Origin of the sequence: Rhodococcus sp. 15-725-2-2b, assembly GCF_002259075.1 — a bacterium.
Lineage (GTDB): Bacteria > Actinomycetota > Actinomycetes > Mycobacteriales > Mycobacteriaceae > Rhodococcoides.
In genome coordinates this window covers 136,410-159,213 of the sequence record NZ_NPFL01000006.1, presented here as the reverse complement: position 1 = coordinate 159,213, position 22,804 = coordinate 136,410, and the positions used below count along the sequence as shown (strand labels likewise).

The following is a 22,804-nucleotide window of genomic DNA, read 5'->3' as shown; positions in this document are numbered from 1 at the left end:
AGCCCGGCTAATTACAACGATGCAATTCCCGACGGTCGGCTCGTGAGCGCCCACATGTGCCAGAATCGGTGCCGCAGCAGGGGGCTGTGCGTCGCCTCTCGACGTGGGCGGCGGGTCGTCGGTGGGGGAATCGATCATGGATGTCGCCGAGGTCGGTCTTGGCCTGTTGCGTGACCGCGTTGCGTCGAGCGACGCACGCGAGTCCGTCGACACCGTCGTCCACGATCGCCTACGGCCGATGACCGCACGGGTGACCGGCCGCTCCGGCGTCGGGAAATCCGCGGTGCTCGCCGTTCTCGACGCGGCACCGCTCGATGCCGACGGCCTCGATGTCCGATGGCACGAGGGCAGAGCGGACAGCAGCGAGGGCGAGGTGCTCGTCCACGTGATCGCGGGTGCGGTGTCGCCGGTCGACACTGCACTGCTGAGTTCTCGGCCGAGCGATCCTCCGGACGGGACCGTCGTCGTGCTGACCAAGGCGGACACACTCGACGATCCCGCAGCCGCGGCCGCAGCGGCGTCGGAGCAGCTGGGGCGGACGGTTCTGCCTCTGATGGGAACCACCGCGGCGGGATTGCGGGGAGTGGGCCGAGCCGGCGCACCTCTGGACATGTCCGACGTGCGCGCCGTCGCAGCGGCCGATCTGCGTCCGACCGACCTGATGACCGTCGATCGGTTTCGCGCCGCCGACCTCGCGGTGTCTACGTCTCGAAGAGAAGCGCTGATCGAATGCATCGAACTTCGAGGTCTCGTCCTGCTCGTCGACCTGCTGCGGCAACCAACGGCTGTGTCCGACGGTGATGCCGTACGGATGCTCGCCGATGCCACCGGTGCCGACGCGGTCATCGCCGCGGTCTCCACCGCCGTCTCGGCGGCCGCGGCGGCTCGAGACGTCGAGCTGCATCGCAGACTGCACCGGATCTCCGCCCGGAACCGGCGGGCTCGTGCCGCCGTCGAGTCGTACCTGGCCTCGGACGAGGCGGTAGCTGCCGAGATGCGCCACGCGGCTCTACGTCTCGGGGTGCCGATCGAGACCGGTTCGGAGGAGGTCGCGCTGGAACAGGCGGTGCTGTGGAAACAGCGTGCGGCTGCTGCCAGGGACCCCGACGTGCGTCGCGCGGCACTCGCGCTGTGCCGAGGACACGTACGAATGCTGCGCCGATGACGCCCCTGTCGGAAGACATGAAAAGCGTTCTCCGACGCTGGAATTCGGGTGCACTCGACGAGATCGAACGGGCAAGGGTCATTCGACCCGCCGGGGTTCATCTCACCGGGACCCCCGGATCGGGCAAGTCCGAACTCCGCCGGGAGCTATCCCGACTCGGTGGTTCCACCATCGGCTTCACGGACTCGATGTCCGATGCCGCGGTCGTGATGGTCGTCGTCGACGCGTCGGCTCCGGTGGGCCGCGTCGAGGTCGAGCAATGGCGAGCAGCCCTCGAATCCACGCCGGTCCTGTTCCTGGTGAACAAGATCGACGTGCATCGAGACTGGCGTGAGGTGGTCTCCGCCGACAGCGATGTCGTGGCCGAGTGTGTCCCACGGGCGGTGGAGTGCACGTTCCACCCGATCTCGGTTCGGTCGGCGCGGACGGGCCGAGACAGCGGTGACGCCGCGATGTCCGCGGAGTCGGGTCTCGGAGCGGTGGCGGACCGGCTCGGCGCGCTGCTGCTGCAGGCCGCAGCTATCGGATCCCAGCGCAAATACGTTGCGGCAGTGCAGGACTGCGCAGCCGGAGCCAAATCGTCGATCGTGGCGAGAGCGCGCGCGGTGACCGGGGGAGGTGACACGGCCGAACTCCGTGCGCGGCGAGCCGAGCTCGTCGGCGAACGGGACAATCTCGGTGGCGACCGACGGGCATTGCTGCACAATCGAATTCAACGGGTGCGGGTGGAGTCCCTCCATGCTGCCGCCGAAGATTTTCGCGCCCTGCTCGCCGAGTTCAAGCGCACGATCGACGGGTCGGGGCGTGCCGAACTCACTCACCTTCCCGTACATGTCGCCGAGTCCGCGCGCGGAGCCCGCAATCGGGCCGACGCGGCGCTCACAGCGCGATTGCGGGCAGTGGAGACCGATCTCGGGGTCACGCCGGCGCAGGCGGAATCGAATGTCGAGGACTCCCCGCTCGACATCGGGGAGCCGTCCCGGCGGCGTGGGATCGAGGATGCGGTCATGATCGTCGTCGGTGCGTCGGCGGGGGTAGGACTCGGGCGGCTGGTGGTGTCGCCGATGGCGCTGGTGCCGGCCTGGGCAGTCGCCAACACCGTGATTGCACTCGTCCTCGGAGGTGCGCTCGCCTGGTGGATCACGCGGTCACGGGCGCTGGTGGCCGATCGGGCCCGCCTGCGCGGCTGGACACAGGAAAGCCTGGCCCGGGTGAGATCGTCGGTGGAGCAGCACGTGCTCTCGCGGATTCTCGATGCCGAGTCGATGCTCGCGTCCGCCGTCGCGACTGCGGATCGCGATGCTGTGGCCCGCATCGACGTCGCACTCGCCGAGGTGGACGCCGAGCTTCGTCGGCTTGCCGACCATCGATCGGCACTGCTGTCTGCCTGCGATCGCGATCTGTCTGCACTCGAGCGGGGGTTGGAGCGATTCCGCGGGCTCGATCGCGGTGTGTTCGTAGCCCGTGAACCCGTCCATTTCTCTGCGGAGCAGGTGGAACCGTTCGACGAGCCGGTGCGTCGGAGTCAGTAGGTGCAGTATCGGTTCGTTGAGCGAGGTGAGGAGCGTCGATGATCGCGGTGGATGGCTTCGCAGCAGGTGGGTTCCTCGCGGAGGAGGCCGAACCTCACGACGTCGGGGATTCGGGTGAGCCCACGGTCTCGACGGACCTGTTCGATCTCGACGGAGACGGTCACTTCGAGACCACCGTACGCCGTACCGACGCCGGGATGACCGTGGCGACCGACGTCGACGGCGATGGTGTGACCGACAAGTTCACATCGTTCGGACGTGACGGGCAGTACCGATCCTGGGAAATTTTTCGAGAAGCGAACGGTATCGGCCGGGGTGAATTGACCGAATCGGGCGAGCTGTAGTCGGTCCGTCCCGAGTGGACGTCGGTGCTGGTAGACGCCTTCTTGCGCGGATCTTTCCCTATCTGAATCGGTCCTGTGACTAATCGGACAACACCCTGTTTCCGGATTTACGTCGCTCGGCGTTAACCTGAGTACCAGGACACCCGGCGCTCGACGCTCGGCTTGCTGTACCCGTTACGATGGTGTACTGCGGCTCGAACGGTCGAGCAGCGCCCCGCCGAGAGGGGAAAACCGAGATCTGCTCGCGCATGTTTGCCCAACAGTGATCGTGCGAGTACTTCCCGGTTCCGGCTCACCCCAGGAGAGTTAGATGACCTCAGCCACCATTCCCGGTTTGAGCGGCACCGACAACGTGCCGACTCGACACAAAGAACTGCTCGCCTGGGTTGCCCAGGTAGCCGAACTGACCGAACCGGAATCCGTGGTGTTCGCTGACGGATCCGACGCCGAATGGGAGCGCCTGACCACCAAGCTGGTCGAGGCAGGCACCTTCACTCGTCTCAACGACGAGAAGAAGCCCAACTCGTTCCTCGGCAACTCCGATCCGTCGGACGTCGCTCGCGTCGAGTCGCGTACGTACATCTGTTCCAAGGAGGAGATCGACGCCGGTCCCACCAACAACTGGATGGACCCCGCCGAGATGCGGACGCTGATGTCCGATCTCTACCGCGGCTGCATGCGCGGACGCACCATGTACGTGGTGCCGTTCTGCATGGGCCCTCTCGACGCGGCCGACCCCAAGCTGGGCGTCGAGCTCACCGACTCGGAGTACGTCGTCGTCTCGATGCGCGTGATGACCCGCATGGGCCAGGCCGCACTCGACAAGATCGGTGACGACGGGTTCTACGTCAAGGCGCTGCACTCGCTCGGCGCTCCGCTCGCCGAGGGCCAGGCGGATGTGCCGTGGCCGTGCAACGACACCAAATACATCACGCATTTCCCCGAGGATCGCGAGATCTGGAGCTACGGATCCGGCTACGGCGGCAACGCCCTGCTCGGCAAGAAGTGCTACTCGCTGCGCATCGCTTCGGCCATGGCCCACGACGAGGGCTGGCTCGCCGAGCACATGCTGATCCTCAAGCTGATCTCCCCTGAGGACAAGGCGTACTACATCGCAGCGGCGTTCCCGTCCGCGTGCGGCAAGACCAACCTGGCGATGATCCAGCCCACCATCCCGGGCTGGCGTGCCGAGACCATCGGTGACGACATCGCGTGGATGCGTTTCGGTGAGGACGGCCGCCTCTACGCCGTCAATCCCGAATACGGCTTCTTCGGTGTGGCACCGGGTACCAACTGGGATTCCAACCCCAACGCGATGAAGACCATCGATCAGGGCAACTCGGTGTTCACCAACGTCGGCATGACCGACGACGGCGACGTGTGGTGGGAGGGCCTCGAAGGCAAGCCCGATCACCTGATCGACTGGAAGGGCAACGACTGGACCCCCGAGTCCGGAACCGATGCCGCGCACCCGAACTCGCGCTACTGCGTGCCGATGGCGCAGTGCCCGTCGATGGCTCCCGAGTGGGACGACCCCAAGGGTGTCCCGATCTCGGCGATCCTGTTCGGTGGACGCCGCAAGACCACCGTTCCGTTGGTGACCGAGGCTCGCGACTGGCAGCACGGCGTGTTCATGGGAGCCACCGTCGGCTCCGAGCAGACCGCTGCCGCCGAGGGCACCGTCGGAACCGTCCGACGCGACCCGATGGCCATGCTGCCGTTCCTCGGCTACAACGTGGGCGACTACTTCCAGCACTGGATCGACCTGGGCAAGAATGCCGACGAGTCGAAGCTGCCGAAGGTGTTCTACGTCAACTGGTTCCGTCGCGGCGAGGACAAGCGCTTCCTGTGGCCCGGATTCGGTGAGAACTCGCGCGTGCTCAAGTGGATCGTCGAGCGCATCGAGCACAAGGCCGCCGGCATCGAGACGCCGATCGGTGTGGTCCCCACCGCCGAGGCACTCGACATCGACGGACTCGACACCACCGTAGAGGACGTGGCCGAGGCACTCGCGGTGAACTCCGACGAGTGGAAGGCCGAAATCCCGCTGATCCAGGAGTGGTTCGACTTCGTCGGCGAGAAACTGCCCACCGGAATTCAGGACGAATTCGACGCCCTCAAGCAGCGCCTGGGCGCGTAGTATTCACGACACAGAACGGGACTCACCGAGGGGTGGGTCCCGTTCTGGCTGTGTGGATATGGACGCTCAGGCAGTGAGCGCGGCCGCCCCGGCCAGGGTGCCGAGGCCACCCAACGCAGCAGGCACCACCTGCAGGCCGTCGAGGAACTTCAGGCGTGCGTGCAGCGCGATCGACTCCTGAATCGGATTCCACAGCGGCGGGCCGGCTTGGGCGAAGCCACCACCGATCACCACCATGCGAACGTCCACCAGGGCGACGGCCGACGCGATCGCCTGGCCCAGCGCCACCCCAGCGCGCTGCAACGAGGTGATGGCGATCGGCTCCCCGGCGGCGGCGTCGGCGGCCAATTCGGTTCCGCTGCTGCCGGTCCAACCCAGCTCACGCGCCCACCGCACCGCCGAAGGCCCACTCGCGACGGTTTCCACGCAGCCGATTCCGCCGCACGCGCAGGGCGTCGTCGAACCGGGAACGACGATGTGGCCGATGTGGCCCGCGTTGCCGCTGGCACCGGCGACGATCTTCCCGCCCAGCACCAGCCCACCGCCGATCCCGGTCGACACCACCAGACTCAGCACATCCGGCACACCTACGGCCGCACCGTAGCGGTGCTCGCCGAGTGCCGCTGCGCTGCCGTCCATCGCGAGGCGGATGTCGGCCTCGGGGAAGACCACGGCGATGTGATCGCGCAGGCCGAAACCGTTCTTCCACTCGTCGATGTTGATCGGTGCGACCGACCCGGTCTCGAGGTTCACCGGACCGGAGCAGGCGACGCCGATGCGGTCGATGTGCTGTCCGGGAGCCATCTTCCGAAGCAACGACGCGCACGCCTTCCACACCCCGGACTCGGGAGTCGGCACCGTCACCGGATTCTGTGGCCGCCCGTCGTCGCCGACGAGTGCCGCTGTCATCTTGGTGCCGCCGATGTCGAGCGCGAGTGCCGTCATCGGTCCAGATTATGTGTTCGGTGTCAGGACGAGGACGAGGTTGCTGCCCAGGAACTCTCGGAGAACGGGTACTCGCATCATCCACCAGGCCCAGCGGGGATGGTAGCGCGGGAATGCGGCCAGCAGTGTTGCGTTGGGTGTGCTTCGCGCCCAACGTAATCCGTCTGCCGCGCTGATGTCGAACAGTGATTCGCCGAATCGATTCTTCGGTTCGTGACCGGTGGTGCGGGCATAGCGGCGGGCTGCGTATTCGCCGCCGAGGTAGTGCCAGGGTCGGGTCTCGTGGCCGCCGAACGGACCGAACCAGATGGTGTACGAGAGCACGGTCAACCCGCCGGGCTTGGTGACTCGCAGCATTTCCTCGGCCATGGTCCACGGCTCGCGGACGTGTTCGGCGACGTTGGACGAGAAGCAGATGTCGACGCTGTCGTCACGAAACGGCAGCGCCATCCCGGAGCCGCGTACCGAGCCCGGTATCTGCAGTCCCGCTGCGTGCATCTCGGACGCGTCGGGCTCGACGGGCAGGTAGCGCGCGCAGCTCGCACCGAAGACCTCGGCGAAGTATCCGGGTCCACCGCCCACGTCCAGTACGGTCGCCGCGGACATGTCGGTGCCGGTCAGGCCCTTATACAGATCGCCGATCAGCTCCACGGAATCGCGAGCGAGCGCGCCGTAGAAGATGTCGGGAGCACTCTGCTCGTGCCCGAAGTCCTTCAGCAGACTCACCGAGCGGCGCAGTGTCGCGCGAGAGGCGAACAGACGTGTCACGGCGGAAGTCACGAAAACGAACCCTAGCGGTTACTGTGGCAGCGGTAATCGACTGCGGTCGAGACGAGCATGCGGAAATTGGGTGAAGCGAGCTGTGCGCGAGGTTCTGTTGCTGTGCTGGCGCGATACCGGGCACCCGCAGGGCGGCGGCAGCGAGCGTTACCTCGAGCAGGTGGGCGCGGGTCTGGCTCGACGCGGCGTCCGCGTCACGCTGAGGACTGCGTCGTACCCCGGAGCTCCCGCAGAGGAAATCGTCGACGGCATCCGCATCAGTCGCGGCGGTGGACGCCTGTCGGTGTATCCCCGCGCACTGGCCGCCATCGCAGCCGGACGGCTCGGTTTCGGCCCGCTCAAGGGCATCGCACCCGACGCGGTGATCGACACCCAGAACGGCATTCCCTTCTTCTCACGGGCGGCGCTCGGCGTTCCGGTGACGTTGCTGGTGCACCACTGCCACCGCGAGCAGTGGCCGGTCGCGGGGCCGATGATGGCCAAGCTCGGCTGGTGGCTCGAATCGACGGTGTCGCCGAGGGTCCACCGCCGCAATCAGTACCTGACGGTGTCGTTGCCGTCCGCGGACGAACTGGTCGCACTGGGCGTCGACCGCGAGCGCATCGCCGTGGTGCGCAACGGAGCCGACGAGATTCCGCAGTCGGTGCCCGAGGGTGACGAGAGCACCCGCACCGCCCATCCGTCGCTGACCGTCCTGTCCCGCTTGGTTCCGCACAAGCAGATCGAGGACGCACTCGACGTCGTCGCCGCGCTGCGTGGCCGTATCCCCGACATCCACCTCGACGTCATCGGTGGCGGCTGGTGGGAACAGAACCTCCGCGACTACGTCGGAGAACTGGGCATCGAGCAGTACGTCACCTTCCACGGACACGTCGACGAGGACCGCAAGCACGCTCTGCTCGGTCGCTCCTGGGTGCACATCATGCCCTCCCGCAAGGAGGGCTGGGGTCTCGCGGTCGTCGAGGCGGCCCAGCACGGCGTGCCGACCGTCGGTTACCGAAGTTCCAAGGGGCTCACCGATTCCATCATCGACGGCGTCACCGGTGTTCTGGTGGGCGGGCTTTCCGATGCCGAGGGGGACCGGGACGTCTCCGGCCTGACCGCTGCCGTGTCGGAGCTGCTGCAGGACACCGAAGCCCGAACTCGCCTGGGCGAGAAGGCCCGAGTGCGCGCGGCCGAATTCTCCTGGGAGCAGTGCGCGCAGGGTGTCTACTCGGTGCTCGACGCGACGACGCGCGGCACGTGGTCGTCAGGTCTGGTGGGTGCGCAGCACTCGGATTCGGCCCAGCAGTCCTACCGCTAGACCCCCGAGAAGCAGCACTGCCCAGGCGAGGTGGGCAACGACGACGGCCGCTGCCGGCCGGTTCTCGGTCGGCACGGGATCGGGTACCCGGTAGAGCGTGAGTTGGTCGTCGGAATACACGACGTCCAGTGCATCCAGTGTTTGCTCGGACCGCCCGAGTTCGCCGGGGGTGGTGTTCTCCACCAGTACCCAGCCGACGCCCAGCTCTGCGATCACGTTCGTGGGTTCACCTGCGAGCAGGGCATTCTGGACCTCGGTCGCGCGCGCCCCCTCGCCCCGCACCGTGCCGCCCGCGACGATGAGCTCGCCGGTCTGCAGTACGTCCAGTGGCAGCATGCGCGGCGCGGGATCGAGAACGGGAGCGCTCCCGCTGTAGGGAAAGCGGCGGAACATCCCGGCCGGTAGTACCGCGACATCGCCGTCGCTGCCCTGCAATTCGGCTGCGACCGCCTGCCAGGACGCCGGATACGCCACGGGTCGCATCGAGTTCCCGACGCCCCAGCCCAGGTCGGGCAATGCGATCAGCAGGGCCGAGATTGCAACGGCGCTGCCGAATCGGGTGCGCTGGACCGCGGTCAGCGCGGTTGGTTGCACCGGATTCGGTCGATGCCGGGGAGTGAAAGCGGCCGCCGCGGCCAACACGTAGATCGGCACGGCCAGCGCCACCCATTTCTGGGAGTCGCGGAGCAGGCCGGCACCGGGCACCGTCTCGCCGAGCGCCCTGGCCGCTGCCAGACCGGGTCCCGTCGCTGCCAGCGCAGGGGCTGCGATGGCAAGCACGGCAACAACACCGAGCCCTACGATCACCGGATTTCTTCGACGCCTGAGCAACGGACGCACACCGAACGCGACAACGGTCAGCAGTAGCGCCGTACCCGCGAACGCGAAAAGACCTGTGCGAGAAGCGGGTACAGCATCGGAATTCCATATTCCACCGAGACCGGCGAGGCTGCCGAGGGTGCCCAGACCCGGCTCGGCCCGCGCTGCGAACGCCGCCCAACCCGCCGGATCCGCCTGCTCGACGCCACCGCCGGACACCGCCGTCGCCACCAGCCACGGCGCCGACGCCACCGCCGCCAGCCCGACGGCGCCGACCACGCGCAGGCCGCGTCGAACACCCCCGGGGAGGGCGAGGACCACCAGGGCGATGGTTGCGGCGAGCAACGCGCCGGTGGGGGTGAGCCCGGCCGCGGCGAGACAGGCTGCGAGCGCCCACCAGGAACGGCCCTCTCTGACCGCGAGCGCAGCGACCACGGTCCACGGAAGGGCGGCGTATCCGACGAGCAGGCTCCAGTGTCCCTGCAGCAGCCGCTCGGCGACGTACGGATTCCACACGGCCACCGTCGATGCCACGAGCAGTGCGGGTAGTGGGGCTGTCGGCAGAACTGTTCGTGCCATGATCGCGGCACCCCACCCGGTCAGCCACAGGGCCAGCAGCAGAATGGTCTTGACGACCAGGCCACCGTCGAACACTGTCGACAGCGTGGCGATAACGGCGTCCTGCGGTACTGCCCTCGCGGCCGCGTCGGCGATTCCCCAGGCGGAGTCGGTGAAGTAGGAACGGGGAGTGCTGACGGCGTCGCGCAGCAGGAGATGGCCGGGGCCGAGCAGCGGGCCGACAATCACGACCGCGAGCAGCAGACTGTACAGCGGCGGTGTCCACCTCGACCTCGACCACGCCATGATCGGCACCCTATACCGTGGGCTCATGTCTTTCCGTGCCTCGTCCGAGGCAGAGCACACCGCGGGTGCGTCGGTCGCCGGGATGGGGATGGTGACGGCCGGTTCGATGTTCGCGAACGTTGCGGCGTACCTGCTGCAGGTTCTGGCGAGCCGGATGCTCGGCGTCGAGGGCTACGGAGAATTCGCGAGTCTGCTTGCTGCGCAATTGGTTCTCGCGGTTCCGGCGTTGGCGTTGCAATCCGTCGTCGCGCGTGAGGTGGTGCGCGGGCGCAGTTCTCGTGAACTACGCACGGTGGGGTATCGGTGCGCGGCGGTGGTGGGGGTGCTCGCTCTGGCACTGTCACCCGCACTGTCCGCGGCCATGGACGTCTCGATGGCGGCGACCGTGTCGGCGGTCATCGCTGCGCCGGTGCTGGTGCTGTTGGCCGCCGAACAGGGTTTGCTGCAGGGACGGGGGCGTTTCGGAGCCCTGAGCATCGTGTTGGCCGCCGCCGGGTTCGGCAAGGTGGCTCCGGCCGTGCTGGTGTTGGTGCTCGGCGGTGGTCCTGGTTCGGTTCTTCTCGCCACGGCCGCGGGCATCGGCGTTGTGGCCCTCGGTGCGCGATGGACGGCCGGGGTGCCGGTGAACTCGGTGTCGGAAACCAAGGTCACCGTGCTGGCCGTACTGCAGGCGTCGCAGGTGCAGTTGGTGTTGATCGCGATGTCCGCGTTGGATCTGGTGCTGGCACGCACGCTGCTCAGCTCCAACGAGGCCGGGCTGTACGCCGTCGGGGCCGTTGCGTCCAAAGCGGCGTTCTGGTTGCCGCAGGCCGTCGGGGTGGTGCTGTACCCACGGATGGCGAACCCTCTGCATTCTGCTGCCGCGGTGCGGTCGGCGCTGGCCGTCGTCGCAGGGCTCGGTACGGTTCTGGTGATCGGCGGTGCACTGGCGTCTCCACTGTTGCCGTTGGTGGTGGGCGATACGTATTCCGGTGTGCAGAACTACGTCTGGCTGTTCGTGCTGCAGGGTGCGTGTCTGGCCGTGCTGCAGAGCGCGTTGTTGTGGGCCATCGCAGGTGAGCGCACCCACCTCGCCGTCGTTGCCTGGATCGCCCTGGCCGCAGAGGTGTTGCTGTTGCTGTTCGTGGCGTCGACTCTCGCGCAATTCGTCACCGTCGCTGCAGCCACTGCCGCGGTGACGATGGTGGTGGTGTGCGGACTCGCCCTGTGGGGAAAGGACATCAGTCGGCGACGGGCCTGATCTCGCTGAGGATCTCGAAGTCGACCTCGCCGGCCAGCGCCAGGTAGATCGGTTGCGCCACATGGCCGTTGGACAGCGAGAGCCGCCCGCGGGCCCCGGTGAACGACACCGAATCGGAGATCGATTCGATGACGCCGACATCGACGGTGCCTGCCCTGTTCACCAGTGCTCCCAGCAGTTTGATGCCTTCGTAGCAGGATTGACCCAGAGCACCGACGATCGGCGCATCGACCCCGAACGCCCGGGCGAAACGAGCGGAGAACCCCAAACTGTCCTCGGTGGCCAGTGTTTCGAAGTATCCCGACGCCATGTAGAGCCCGTGTGTACTGTCGCCGCCGGCCGCGATCAACATGTTCTCGTCCATCAACGGACTGAGCCGAACACATCGCGCGTCGAGCCCTGCCGCAGCGAACTGCTGATGGAAGTACACGGCGTCGTCGCCAAGGAGGAGAACGACGGCACCGTCGGCTCCGGACCGTTCCAACGCGGCAACGGAGGTGGCGAAGTCGGTGCTGCCCACCGGCCGGAATTCGGCATGCACCACGCTCGCCCCGAGCTCCCGGAGGCGGGAGGCAGCGATGGCTGCGCTCTTGCGTGGCCAGACATAGTCGTTTCCGACGATCGCCCAGCGCCTGCGTCCGAATTCGCGGACCAGGAAGTCGAGGGCAGGGACGAGTTGGTTGGTGGGAGTCTCACCGGTGATGAACAGGCCCGGATAGCGATCGCCGCCCTCGTACAGGGACGTGTAGACGTAGGGAATTCGATTCACCGTCACCGGAATCACGGCTCGTCGCACCGCCGAGGTGTGCATCCCCGCAACCGCATCGAGAGCACCTGCGTCCAGAAGAGTCGCCACCTGACGGGCCACGGCAGCGGGGTCGCGACCACCGTCGATCGAGATCAGCTCGACGCGTAGACCGAGTACGCCGTCCGCGGCGTTGAGTTCGTCCCTGGCCAACTGCGCCGACAGTTCACTCGACGGCCCGACCAGGCCGAACGGCCCGGACATCGGAAAGATCAAACCGACGCGAAACGTGCCGACCCGATCGCTGTTCATCGTGCTGTCCGTCCGATCCGTGTCGATTCGCTCTAGAATCGCTGAGGGAGACTGTAGCGCCGTGGCAAGGTAAGAGCAGAGGGGCATGATCGCGTGAATCACGACGAGGCTGGTTCGGCGGCTCGTTTGCTCACGGTGGTCGAGCGTGCCGTCTCGGATCGGCTGCGCGGTGCGCTCGTACCGTGGGAACTCGATCTCGAAGAGTGGCGAGTGCTGTCGTTGCTGTCCGACGGCGAGGGCCACACGATGGCCGAAACCGCAGAGTTCGCCTTGCTCGCGCCCCCGACTCTGACCAAAGCCGTCAATCGGCTGGTCTCCAACAATCTCGTGCACCGTCGCACCGGCACGGTCGATCGTCGTCAGGTGCTCATACGACTGACCGCGCGCGGGCGGGCCAAGTACGACGAGGCTGCCCCGGTCATGGAAGCCGTTGCAGCGGCCGTGTTCGCGTCCGAGTCGGACCGTGAGCAATTGCAATCCTTGCTGCGCTCGCTCGAGGCCACTGCGAAGGCGTCCTCGCTCGCTCACTGAGCGGCTTACTGTTCCGGCTGTCCCCCCTCTGTGTGCTGCCCCTGTGCGTGGTCGTGAACTTTCGTGATCTCCAATTAACATGTTTCACGTTGCAATAGTGTCCACGGAAAGTATTGTTCCGATGCAGCGCAATCAGCGCTCTTGCCGCGAACCGAAGTGGACACACGTTCATGAACATGAAGAAGTACTTCGAGGGGCCTGCAACCAGCCTCGACGACCAGATCGAAAGCTATGCAACCTCTCGTGTGCCGGACGATCAACGCTGGCGACGGCCGGCGATCCTGCTGGTCCTCACCGGCAACGTCACCGCGATGTTCTGGTTCGCCCTCGGTGGCCAGATCGGCTTCCTGGTGGGGTGGCCGATGTTCTTGATCCCCGTCGCCTACATGGTGATCGGCGCGACGCTCGTCGGCAGCCTGATCATGCGGATCGCCAGCCAGGAGGGCCTGTCGCTCCCTCTGCTCACTCGCGGGCTCGGGTTCGGCACCAAAGGCTCGGCCGTGGCATCGCTCGTCTACGCCGTGAACTACGTCTTCTACTTCATCTTCGAGGGCAGCATCGTCTCGCACGGCCTCAGTGAACTGGCCGGAATCGACATCAACTCTGCTTGGGCCACAGTCGTATTCGCACTGGTAGCCCTGGTTGCGCTGTTCTTCTCCTGGCGCGGGATGCACTCGATGAACATTCTGCAGCGATTCGGTATGCCGATCTTCCTCATTCTGTTCGCCATCGGTATGTACATGCTCGCCAGCGGATACGTTCTGGTGGGTCTCGGTCAGTGGGAGGCCACCGGCGGGCTCACCGCCACCGCGATGTGGCAGGCATTCAGTCTCGCCAACGGGCAGGTCGTGTTCCAGGCGCTCATCGCCACCGATTACGGACGGTTCGTCAAGAAGAGCGTCAGCTACGTCGGCACCGCAGGACTGATGCTCGCCGAGCTGCTGATGATTGTCGTCGTGATGATTCTCGGCGTCTTCCTCGGCTTCACCATGTTGCGTCACTTCACCGGAACTACTGCGACACCCGAACTTTCGGCCACCGATCCGGGACTCTACTTCGCTGTCGTGATGGGACTGCTCGGAGTGATCTTCGCCGTCGTGACCCAGGTTCGCATCAACGTGATGAACCTGTACTCCGGCTCCCTCGCCTTGTCCAATGCCTGGGACGTGCTCTCGCCTCGCAAGGTCGGACGCCAATGGTGGATGGTGGCGCTGCTCGTCGTCGGCGTGCTCTGCTACCCGGTCAACATCCTGCAGTACACCGACAAATTCCTGGCCGTCACCGGGATCATGACCAACACCTGGATCTTCATTCTGCTCACCGATTACTTCGTCTGCAGGCGGATGCTCGGCCTCGCTCCGCGAAACGACATCGAGTTTCGCGAAGGACGAGTCCGTAATTGGAACCCCTGCGGAATCTTCGCCATGGCAGCAGGCGTGGCCGTGGGCGGCATCGGTGTGTTCGGTCTCTACCCGTCCTACTACGCCTCGTTCATCGCGATGATCCTCGGACCGATCATCTACATCCCGCTCACCGTGGCAACACGAGGGAAGTACTACGAACCGCCGGTCTCAGCCGAAGCTCCGGCAACCGAAAGGACAGTAGCGTCATGACATTCATTGCAGCGGCCGTCCAGTTCGAGCCCACGTTGTTCGCCAAGGACGCGAACATCGCTGCCCTGGCGGACCTGGTCGACAAGGCCGCCGCCGACGGGGCCGAGCTGATCACCACACCCGAAATGGCCACCACCGGTTACTGTTTCCACGATCCCGAGGAAGCAGCGACCGTCGTCGAACAGATTCCGGGGCCCACCACCGATACGTTCGTCGAGATTGCCGCCAGGCGTGACTGCTACATCGTGCTGGGCATGCCCGAGGTCGATCCGACGAGTGGATTGTTCTACAACAGTGCAGTTCTCGTCGGACCGGAGGGAATCGTCGGAACCCATCGCAAGACCCACCCGTACATCGCCGAACCCAAATGGGCGGCACCGGGAAACCTGGGCCATCAGGTGTTCGAGACCCGTCTCGGCCGAATCGCGATGCTGATCTGCATGGATCTGCACTTCGTCGAGACTGCTCGGGTGGTCGCCCTGCAAGGGGCAGACGTGATCTGCCACATCAGCAACTGGCTCGCAGAACGAACTCCGGCACCGTATTGGATCAGCCGAGCCTTCGAGAACAACTGCTACGTCATCGAGAGCAATCGATGGGGACTCGAACGGACGGTCCAATTCAGTGGCGGCACATGCATCATCGAGCCCGACGGCACAGTCACCGGTCGAATCGACGTCGGCAACGGCATCGTCGCAGGCGAGATCGACGTTCGACGCACCCGCGAGTTGGGTCCGACGCGTCGACCGGACCTGTACCGCGAGCTGCAGACGAACACGTACAGCTGGAACCCTCTCGATTTCTTCACCCTGTACGGCCACTCGCCGCTTCCCGCGGGTGGCACGTCTGCTGTGAGCGTGGTGCAGTGCACGCCGAGTGCCTCGATCGAGAGCAACCTTGCCGAGATCGAGGCCAGGGTCCGACAAGTAGCCGGTGCAACCGATCTCGTCGTATTCCCTGAGCTGTCGATCACCGGTCCCGTCTCCGCGGATCGACCACCCAGCGACGTTGCCGAAGCCCTCGACGGACCCTCGCTCACTCGGATCGCCGACCTCGCGGTCCGGCACGGCCTGTCCATCGTCGTCGGTATCGCAGAGCGTGACACCGACGACGATCGGGTGTACAACGCCGCCGTCCTGCTCGGAACCGACGGGGTCCGCACTTCCTACCGACAGATACACCTGTCCACGGAGCACACTCCGCTTTTCGACGCCGGCGACACCTGGACGGTGGTCGATCTTCCTCTGGGACGAGTCGGGCTTCTCATCGGCAACGATGCGCTGCTGCCGGAATCGGGGCGAGTACTCGCATTGCGTGGTTGCGATCTGATCGCCTGCCCGTCCGCACTGGCAGGAACGTTCGTGGGATCACACCCGGGAACCGAGATTCCTCTTGCCGCCGAGGTTCTCACCGGGCCCGATGCGACCCACTGGCACCACATGCGCGTGCGTGCCGGCGAGAACAACGTCTACTTCGCGTTCGCCAACGCAGTGGACCCGGGTCGCGGAATCGTCGGACACAGCGGCGTGTTCGGACCGGATACGTTTGCCTTCCCCCGAACCGAGGCCATCGTCGACGGGCCCGAACCCGGCCACGCGACGAGTGTCGTCGACACCACCAATCTCGGCGGGCCCTATCCGACCAATGTCGTGCGACGCAAAGACCTCGTCCTGATGCGTCAACCCCACCACTACGGGATTCTGTCGACCGCGTGAGAAAACACCGATGGCGTGGTCATGTGTTCTCACATGACCACGCCATCGGGTTGTTTCGGTTGCTCCGGGCACTTACTCCTTGGACAGGTTCGTCCTCGGGATTTCCTCGGTGCGGTCGGTAGTCCAGTCGCGGTTCGTCGCGGTTCCGCCGCCGGGGGTCGGTCGCGGAGTGTTGTCCGCTCGGGCCGGCTGACGATGTCCGCCGTTTGCGCCGCCACGCAGGAGCAAGAACACTCCGGCGATCAGCGAGATGACACCGAGAATTCCGGCGATGATCGGGACGGTGCGGCCGAAGAGCGAGATCCGGTCCTGGCCGTCCTTTGCCTGCTGGATCTGGTATTCGACCGTGTTCTCGTCGAATGTGATCGGAGCATTGAGGACGTCGACCTCGGGCCGGCCTGCTTCACGTGCGTAGTACTGGTGAATCTGCTCTTCGCCCTTGACGACGACGCCGGTCTCGGGTTCGACCCACAGGGTGCGGGTGTTCTCGTACCAGCGAGTCATCGTCACCGGAGCGGCTCCACCCTCGACACCCCAGGTGTCGGCGGGCAGGGTCACCTTGTTGGTCGGCAGGTTGACCACGGTCGACAGGTCGACCGGGCCGACGGTCTGCTGGTACTGGTACACCGGCGTTCCGTTGATCTCGGTTGCCTCGACGAAGTCGATGTCCTTCGATGCGCGGGCGTTGACGTCGAAGTACGGGTAGCTCTTCTGCTCCGCGTTGAACGGGAACTTGTACTGCAGTCCGGTGTGGGCCACCTCGTCGGCCGGCGCGTTGCCTGCCACCTGGATGGTGCCGATCGGGTTCTCGACGGGCATCGACGTCTTGCGGTCGATGGTGACGCGATCGACGCTCGCCGTCAGCAGCCCGGTATCGGCCTGCTTGTCGCTGCGTCGCAGGGTCTGGCCTGCCTGCAGCGTCATGATGTCGGCGTCGGAGGGATCCTCGACGGTGACGAATCGCTGCGAGACGAGAGGAACGTTCTGGTCGACGACTGCGCGACCGGCCGCGAGCGAGCTCGCATTCAGGACGCTGCCCTCACCGGTGGAGACGGTGGTGACTTCGAGGTCCAACGGCGTCTTCTCGAGCGCCGAGATGGTGTACGTGGGAATGAGGATGGCGGCGACCACCAGAAACGCGCCCAAGCCGATGAGTACGAGGGCAAGTATCCGGCTCGGCCCTGAGCGCTCCGCCATGCTGAATCTCCTTAGTTGACCGCTTCATGGAAGACACCGCGGTCGGGAAAGACGTCAGCCCCGACCCGATGCCCGATTTGATACGACACGTCGCAGGTGACAGTAACAGCAGACAGTGGCACCGGTCTCGTCTGCGCCGGTTCGACACGGCACACTTGAGACCACCATGAGCACTCGAGTCCACTCGCCCTCCGTCGTTCCGCTGCGCGCGTTCGTCCCTGCGCTCGAGGGAATGCGCGCGCTGGCCGCGATCGGCATCGTCGTCACCCACGTCGCATTCCAGACCGGTGCCGCGAATTCCCCGCTCATGGGGCGTATCTGGGGCAGGTTCGATCTGACCGTTGCCATCTTCTTCGCGCTGTCGGGGTTTCTGCTGTGGCGCCCCCATGCCGCGCAGGCCCGCGGACTCGCGCCTGCTCAGCCGGCTCGTCGCTACTTCTGGTCGCGGGCAGTGCGCATCCTGCCCGCCTACTGGGTCGTCGTCGTGCTGGTGCTGCTGTTTCTACCGAATGCGGGTGGCGACTACCGGGTGTGGTTGGCCAATCTGTCTCTGACGCAGGTGTTCGTGCCCCTGACGTTGACCGAGGGCATGACGCAGATGTGGTCGCTGTCGGTGGAGGTGGCCTTCTACCTGCTGCTACCGGTGTTCGCCTGGCTGATGGTTCGACTGCGTGGGGCCTCGGCCAAGCACCGGATCTCGGTGCTGCTCGGTGCATCTGCGGTGACGCTGTCCTGGGCCTTCGTCCCGATCACGACCGCGGACGCCATCCATCACGACAACTGGCTGCCCGGGTACGTTCCGTGGTTCGCCGCCGGAATGGTGTTGGCCGAGGTGTCCGTGGGCCCGCAGACATGGGTGCATCGGTGGGCTCGGCGCAGATGGGTGATGCCGTCGATCGCGGTCGCGGCTTTCGTGCTGTCGGCGACTCCGCTGGCGGGCCCACAGGGACTGGTACGTCCCGAGCCGTGGCAGTTCGAGCTGAAGATCGTGTTCGGCGCCGTGCTCGCGTTCGCGATGCTCTCGCCACTGGTGTTGGCCGACACCGGTCGTCGGCACCGAGTGTTCGAGCATCCGGTGATGCTCACGCTCGGGCGGTGGTCGTACGGAATTTTCATCTGGCACCTGGCCGTCCTGGCCGTGGTGTTCCCGGTGTTCGGCATCATCCCGTTCTCGGGTGGGATGTGGTTCGTACTGACGGTGACTCTCGCGCTGTCGATTCCGGTGGCCGCGGCCAGCTACGCGCTGGTCGAAGAACCTGCCCGACGACGCTTCGCACCGAAGAAGCCGATCACGGTTTCCGCATCGCACTGATCGCCAACGCGACGATGCCGATCAGCGCGGCCAGCTGCACTCCGTACGATTCGCCCACGTACCCGTCGGTCGATCGCCAAGGCCCGAGCGAGAGCAGCGCCGCGCCCAGCAACGCGAATCCGCCTGCCGCGCCGACCAACACGCGTGAGGAGAGCGCGCGACCGTAACGGCGGTCCAGGAACACCGCGCTCAAACCGATCACGGCCACCGTGATCGCACCGGCAATTCCGGCCAACACGATCGTCGCCCCGAGCAGTGCCACCAGGGCAGCCGAACCGCTCCGCCACGGCCGCGGCGAGGGCCCGAGATCGGGCATACTGCGCGGCCGACGCAGCGCTGCGAACAGCAGCGGGATCAGCAGGAGCAGCCCACCGAAGATGCCGAGCCGATACCAGCGGTCGGTGGCGAAATCCAGCGAAATCGTGCCCGACGCCCCGGCCGGAACGATCCAGGCCTGCTGCCACCCGTCGACCACCACCGGGGACAGTTCGACGCCACCGGGAGTGGTTGCGCGCCAACCACTGTTGTTGCTCTCCGGGATGACCAGCAAGCGGTCCTCCGTCGTGGACGTCAGCGTCACCTCGCGGTGATCGGGGCTCCAGGCGGTGGTCCTGGCGGACTGCGGGGCCGATTCCGTCGGCCAGTCGGCCGGAATGGGCATGGTGCGCAATCGAATACCGTCGACGAAGAACGATGCTCCCGGCTCGACCACTACGTCCTGGTGTCCCTCGGGCAGCGAGACCGGGTTGACGAAGTTCTCGTTCACCGGAGTGTCGGCGTCGCACACCGAGGCCTTCAGTGGTTCACCGGATCGGAACTGGTCTGCGGTGGCCGTCACCGACGTGCGCACCGTCTGCCCGGCGATGGAGACGATGGGGCCGTCGAAGCAGTCCACCGTGATCTCGCGATCGCCGTCGTACGGTGCGCCGATCGGTTCACCACCGGACAGTGGTGTCACTTCGGCGAAGCCGGGCGGCTGAGACTGGATGAAACCCAGTGAGTTTCGGTCCAACACCCCGTCCCAGTCCACGATCGACAGGACGATCCTGTCCGTCACCTGCGGTGCCAGCTCGAGGGTCGTCGAGCCGTCGGTGTCGATGTCGCGCACCATCGGCCCGTTGCCGAGGTTGACCGCGACCCGAGTGGGATGGGCCGGGAGTGCACCCAGGCTCGGGCTGAGCTCGAGCCCGTCCACCAGTGTGGGAGCTGGCAATTCGATGGTCAGGGTCGGGTTGGTCCCCGCTCGGTCGGTGATCGACTTCTCCGGCGCTGTCCAGGACGTGCGCGGATCGCCGTCGGTCGCCGCGAACGCCGAGCCATGCAGGTCCGCGACGTCCGATGCCCCGCTGGCCAACGGCCGCCCCGGTTGCGCGAGCAGCGCTTCGAGTTCGGGGGACTGCCGCGTACGCACCGTCAGATCGGGGATCACCGCGGTGCCCATCGGCACGTCGATCGTGCGTGAGAAGCGCCCGAGTTCCTCGGGTGACTTGGACAGTCCACTGCTGCAACGGATTCGATCCTCGGTGTCGAGGCACCCGGAGCGGCCTGGGAATTCCTGGCCCAGTTCCCAGGCGTCGACGCTCGCCCCGGCGGGAGTCTCGGGCAGCACCGCGCGGTGCACGATCGGTACCTGCTTCGGGTTGTCCCGGTCGGAGTAGTCGTCCACCGACACCTCGCTGATGCCGAACTGGCTGCCTCGGGTTCCGTCGACCGTCGACTTCGCGGTGATGCGCAGCCACGGCGTCTCACCGCCCGGCAGTGACACCGTCATCGGCTCACCCGGCTCGTCGACGCGCGCCGCCGTCGAGCCGTTCGGGGTGGTGATCTCCACCCATTTCACCGGGTCGCCGATCGTCCCGGGGCTGGTGCGCATGTGCAAGAGCCCGCCGCGCACGGGAGTATCGAAGTCGAGTTGAAGCCATTGCCCCACAGCACGTTCGATGCCGTTGCTGATCCAGCTGGTGGCCAGGTCGCCGTCCACCGCGGCGGCGACACCGCTGCCGGGAGCGCTGCCGCCGATCTGGGTGGCGTCCGACGCCGAGCTAGACGCCGTCAGGGTCGCGCCCTCCCATTCGGCGTCGACGGTCTTCGCCCCGTACACCGGGTAGTCGGGAACCTCGTTGAGCGAACGCCGTGGCTCGTCGGCGGCCCGCAGGGCAGAACTGTGATTGTCGACCTGGCCGAAGTCGGTCTCACGGTTCATCGGGGTGTCGGTCACCGTCACCGAGTCCACGGCAATGCCGGCCGCGGCCGCATCCGAAGCCAGCAGAGTGGGGCCTGACGGCACCGGATTGCGAATCCCGTTGTTCCGCAACTCGTTCGAGCGCAGAATGGACTCCGGCCCACCCTGAACCACCGGGACACGATCGAGATCGACGGTGTAGGGGCCGGACGCGGGAATGCCCGCCGAATCACGCACCGAATAGATCTCCACAGCCGGATACGGCGGTCGAAGATCGCCGTCGAGCACAACGCCGTCGACCTGACCGGGGGCCACGTCCTCACCGAATTCGGCCACCTTCTCGAGTCCCGCGGAACCGTCGAGCACCTGGTGCACCGATGCCGGACGGGTGGACCGGGAGTTCTCGGGATCGAGGTCGTTGCGCACGACGACGTAGCTGATGCCCTGGCCCAGAAGGGTATCGGCCAATCCGGCCGACGGCCGACCGTCGGCGAAGAGTCGTTGCACGGAGTCCAGTGCCCGGATGGCACCCGGCGGGGTGAGGGGTACGGCGTCGCGGACGGCCCAGGGCGTGGTGGCCAGAGCCTGCAGCGGTTCGTCTCGGGTCAATCCCCAGGTCTGCAGAGCGAACGGTGCGCCCGGCACGATCAGGGCCCGCTGCGCGTCGGAACCGTCGGGACTCGATCCCGACGCATTCTCGGTGAGCCAATCCGCCGCGTCGTGCCAGTACTGCGGAACGGCCTCGTACGCACCGCGGGGCGCGAGCTTGCCCGTCCACGCCAGCGAGGTGGACAGCGTCAAGGCGACGAGCACCAACGCGGTCACCGCCATCATCGGGTGCTTCTCGGGATGCGCGACGGCCGTTTTCCACTGCGATCGCGGTGCGGAACCCGGCAGCGGTACCCGGGCCAACAGATGAGCCAGCCCGAGCACCAACGGAATTCGAATGACCGGCTCTAGTTTGTGGATGTTGCGTAGCGGTGCGCCTGCAGAATCGAGGAACACTCGAACGGCGGCAGCGAACGGGCCGTCCAGATCGCCGACGAACCCGGCACCGAGGCCGACAAGACCGACGAACAGCATGATCGTCAACCGACCGCGGGCGGGCATGGACCGCATGGCCAGGCCCGCGATTCCAGCGGCCGCGATCAAGCCCGTTGCGATGACGGCCGCCGGCTGCGTCACCAGAACGGCACCGGCCACTCGCTCGGGAGAGACGAACGGCGTCCAGCTGCCGGTACCGCGCAGCACTTCCGTCAGTGACGTCCACTGCGTGGTGGTGCCGGAGGATTCGATGTAGTCGAGAAACGGCGGAGAGACCTTGCCCAGCAACAGCAGTGGAACGATCCACCACAGCGTCGCAAGCACCAGAAAGCCCGACCACCAGGCACCGAAGACGAACCACCGCTTGTTCGGCCGATGCGTGAGCATCCAGATCACGGCGACCAGAACGGCGGCGGCGGTGGCGACGGCGTTGACCGCGCCCATCAGGGCCACCGCCAGTGCAGACTGCGCGGCCGAGCGCCGAACCGTCTGTTTCGCATCGTCGCCGGCGAGATACCGCACCATCGGGACCAGCACCCACGGTGCCAGCATCATCGGCATCGTCTCGGAGGAGATCGACGCGAGGGTGGTGATCACTCGCGGAGACAGAACGAAGGCCGTCGCTGCGATCAGACGGGAACTACGGCTGCCGACACCGAGAGCTTCGGCGAGCCGCACGATTCCCCAGAACCCGGCGATGAGCAGCAGCGCCCACCAGATGCGTTGAGTGATCCACGGCGGGATCGACAGCAGATCACCGCCGGCGAAGAACGCACCGTGGGGGAAGAAGTAGCCGTAGGCCTGGTTCTGCACCTGGCCGAGCGGGGCTGCGCTGTTCCATTGACGGGAGGCGCGTTCGAGAAATCCGAGAGGGTTCTGTGCCAGGTCGTACTTGGTGTCGGCGACGGTGAAGCCGGGGACCTGCAGAAAGGTGAGGAGGAACGCCAGGATCGAGACGCCGAGAAGCCACTTGCGGCCGAGCGGCTCGGCCGAGATCACCGATTCACGAGAGCGACCAGCG

At 66.2% G+C, this 22,804-nt stretch carries 16 protein-coding genes; 10 read left to right on the top strand and 6 right to left on the bottom strand.

Translation table 11 applies throughout. From position 1 onward, the window contains the following. Positions 1 to 136 precede the first annotated feature (136 nt). From CH306_RS06505 to CH306_RS06490, 4 genes are all read left to right on the top strand, one after another. Entirely contained in the window at positions 137 to 1,165 is a 1,029-nt protein-coding gene (locus CH306_RS06505) for a hypothetical protein (protein ID WP_094646058.1), read from the top strand. Beyond that, positions 1,162 to 2,697 carry a hypothetical protein gene (locus tag CH306_RS06500; RefSeq protein ID WP_094646057.1) on the top strand — a complete coding sequence of 512 codons (1,536 nt, stop codon included), beginning with the start codon at positions 1,162 to 1,164 and terminating at the stop codon, positions 2,695 to 2,697. The genes CH306_RS06505 and CH306_RS06500 overlap by 4 nt, the downstream gene beginning before the upstream one ends. A gap of 38 nt (positions 2,698 to 2,735) precedes the next feature. Beyond that, positions 2,736 to 3,041: a DUF6802 family protein gene (locus CH306_RS06495; protein ID WP_094646056.1), complete on the top strand. Its 306-nt coding sequence runs from the start codon at positions 2,736 to 2,738 to the stop codon at positions 3,039 to 3,041. Between the two features lie 310 nt (positions 3,042 to 3,351). Continuing rightward, positions 3,352 to 5,181 carry a phosphoenolpyruvate carboxykinase (GTP) gene (locus CH306_RS06490; RefSeq protein ID WP_032396654.1) on the top strand — a complete coding sequence of 610 codons (1,830 nt, stop codon included), beginning with the start codon at positions 3,352 to 3,354 and terminating at the stop codon, positions 5,179 to 5,181. Between the two features lie 66 nt (positions 5,182 to 5,247). Here the strand turns inward: CH306_RS06490 and CH306_RS06485 are convergent, their stop codons facing one another. Both CH306_RS06485 and CH306_RS06480 read right to left on the bottom strand, forming a co-directional pair. Then, the gene (locus tag CH306_RS06485; RefSeq protein ID WP_094646055.1) at positions 5,248 to 6,126 is read right to left on the bottom strand and encodes an ROK family protein; all 879 of its coding nucleotides are present in this window, start codon (positions 6,124 to 6,126) and stop codon (positions 5,248 to 5,250) included. A 9-nt stretch (positions 6,127 to 6,135) separates the two neighbouring features. Next, a complete protein-coding gene (locus tag CH306_RS06480) occupies positions 6,136 to 6,906 on the bottom strand; it encodes a class I SAM-dependent methyltransferase (RefSeq protein WP_256981069.1) in 771 nt (256 codons plus the stop codon). 82 nt (positions 6,907 to 6,988) lie between these two features. On the opposite strand from CH306_RS06480, the gene CH306_RS06475 reads away from it, so the two are divergent. Next, a complete protein-coding gene (locus CH306_RS06475; protein ID WP_094646405.1) occupies positions 6,989 to 8,209 on the top strand; it encodes a glycosyltransferase family 4 protein in 1,221 nt (406 codons plus the stop codon). Here CH306_RS06475 and CH306_RS06470 read toward each other — a convergent pair. Beyond that, positions 8,156 to 9,892 (bottom strand): hypothetical protein, encoded by a 1,737-nt coding sequence (locus CH306_RS06470; protein ID WP_373453967.1) that lies wholly within the window; start codon positions 9,890 to 9,892, stop codon positions 8,156 to 8,158. The two genes, CH306_RS06475 and CH306_RS06470, sit on opposite strands and share 54 nt — an antisense overlap. A gap of 25 nt (positions 9,893 to 9,917) precedes the next feature. Here CH306_RS06470 and CH306_RS06465 point away from each other — a divergent pair, with 25 nt between their 5' ends. Next, on the top strand, positions 9,918 to 11,132 hold the full coding sequence (locus CH306_RS06465; RefSeq protein ID WP_179272786.1) for a polysaccharide biosynthesis protein: 1,215 nt from the start codon (positions 9,918 to 9,920) through the stop codon (positions 11,130 to 11,132). On the opposite strand, the gene CH306_RS06460 is transcribed toward CH306_RS06465, so the two are convergent. After that, on the bottom strand, positions 11,113 to 12,189 hold the full coding sequence (locus tag CH306_RS06460) for a substrate-binding domain-containing protein (protein WP_094646052.1): 1,077 nt from the start codon (positions 12,187 to 12,189) through the stop codon (positions 11,113 to 11,115). The genes CH306_RS06465 and CH306_RS06460 overlap by 20 nt on opposite strands. Before the next feature lie 93 nt (positions 12,190 to 12,282). Between CH306_RS06460 and CH306_RS06455 the strand changes: the two genes are divergently transcribed. The 3 genes from CH306_RS06455 (at position 12,283) to CH306_RS06445 (ending at position 16,048) form a co-directional block, all read left to right on the top strand. Further along, positions 12,283 to 12,720: a MarR family winged helix-turn-helix transcriptional regulator gene (locus CH306_RS06455; RefSeq protein ID WP_094630545.1), complete on the top strand. Its 438-nt coding sequence runs from the start codon at positions 12,283 to 12,285 to the stop codon at positions 12,718 to 12,720. A 170-nt stretch (positions 12,721 to 12,890) separates the two neighbouring features. After that, positions 12,891 to 14,333, top strand: coding sequence for a purine-cytosine permease family protein (locus CH306_RS06450; RefSeq protein WP_094646051.1), 1,443 nt, complete (start codon positions 12,891 to 12,893; stop codon positions 14,331 to 14,333). Continuing rightward, positions 14,330 to 16,048, top strand: coding sequence for a nitrilase-related carbon-nitrogen hydrolase (locus CH306_RS06445; protein ID WP_094646050.1), 1,719 nt, complete (start codon positions 14,330 to 14,332; stop codon positions 16,046 to 16,048). Before CH306_RS06450 ends, CH306_RS06445 begins: the two co-directional genes overlap by 4 nt. A 72-nt stretch (positions 16,049 to 16,120) precedes the next feature. Here the strand turns inward: CH306_RS06445 and CH306_RS06440 are convergent, their stop codons facing one another. Then, a complete protein-coding gene (locus CH306_RS06440) occupies positions 16,121 to 17,245 on the bottom strand; it encodes a DUF3068 domain-containing protein (RefSeq protein ID WP_094630542.1) in 1,125 nt (374 codons plus the stop codon). 166 nt (positions 17,246 to 17,411) lie between these two features. On the opposite strand from CH306_RS06440, the gene CH306_RS06435 reads away from it, so the two are divergent. Then, a complete protein-coding gene (locus CH306_RS06435) occupies positions 17,412 to 18,557 on the top strand; it encodes an acyltransferase family protein (protein WP_179281798.1) in 1,146 nt (381 codons plus the stop codon). Here CH306_RS06435 and CH306_RS06430 read toward each other — a convergent pair. Then, positions 18,535 to 22,782 carry an alpha-(1->3)-arabinofuranosyltransferase gene (locus CH306_RS06430; RefSeq protein WP_094646049.1) on the bottom strand — a complete coding sequence of 1,416 codons (4,248 nt, stop codon included), beginning with the start codon at positions 22,780 to 22,782 and terminating at the stop codon, positions 18,535 to 18,537. The genes CH306_RS06435 and CH306_RS06430 overlap by 23 nt on opposite strands. Positions 22,783 to 22,804 lie beyond the last annotated feature (22 nt).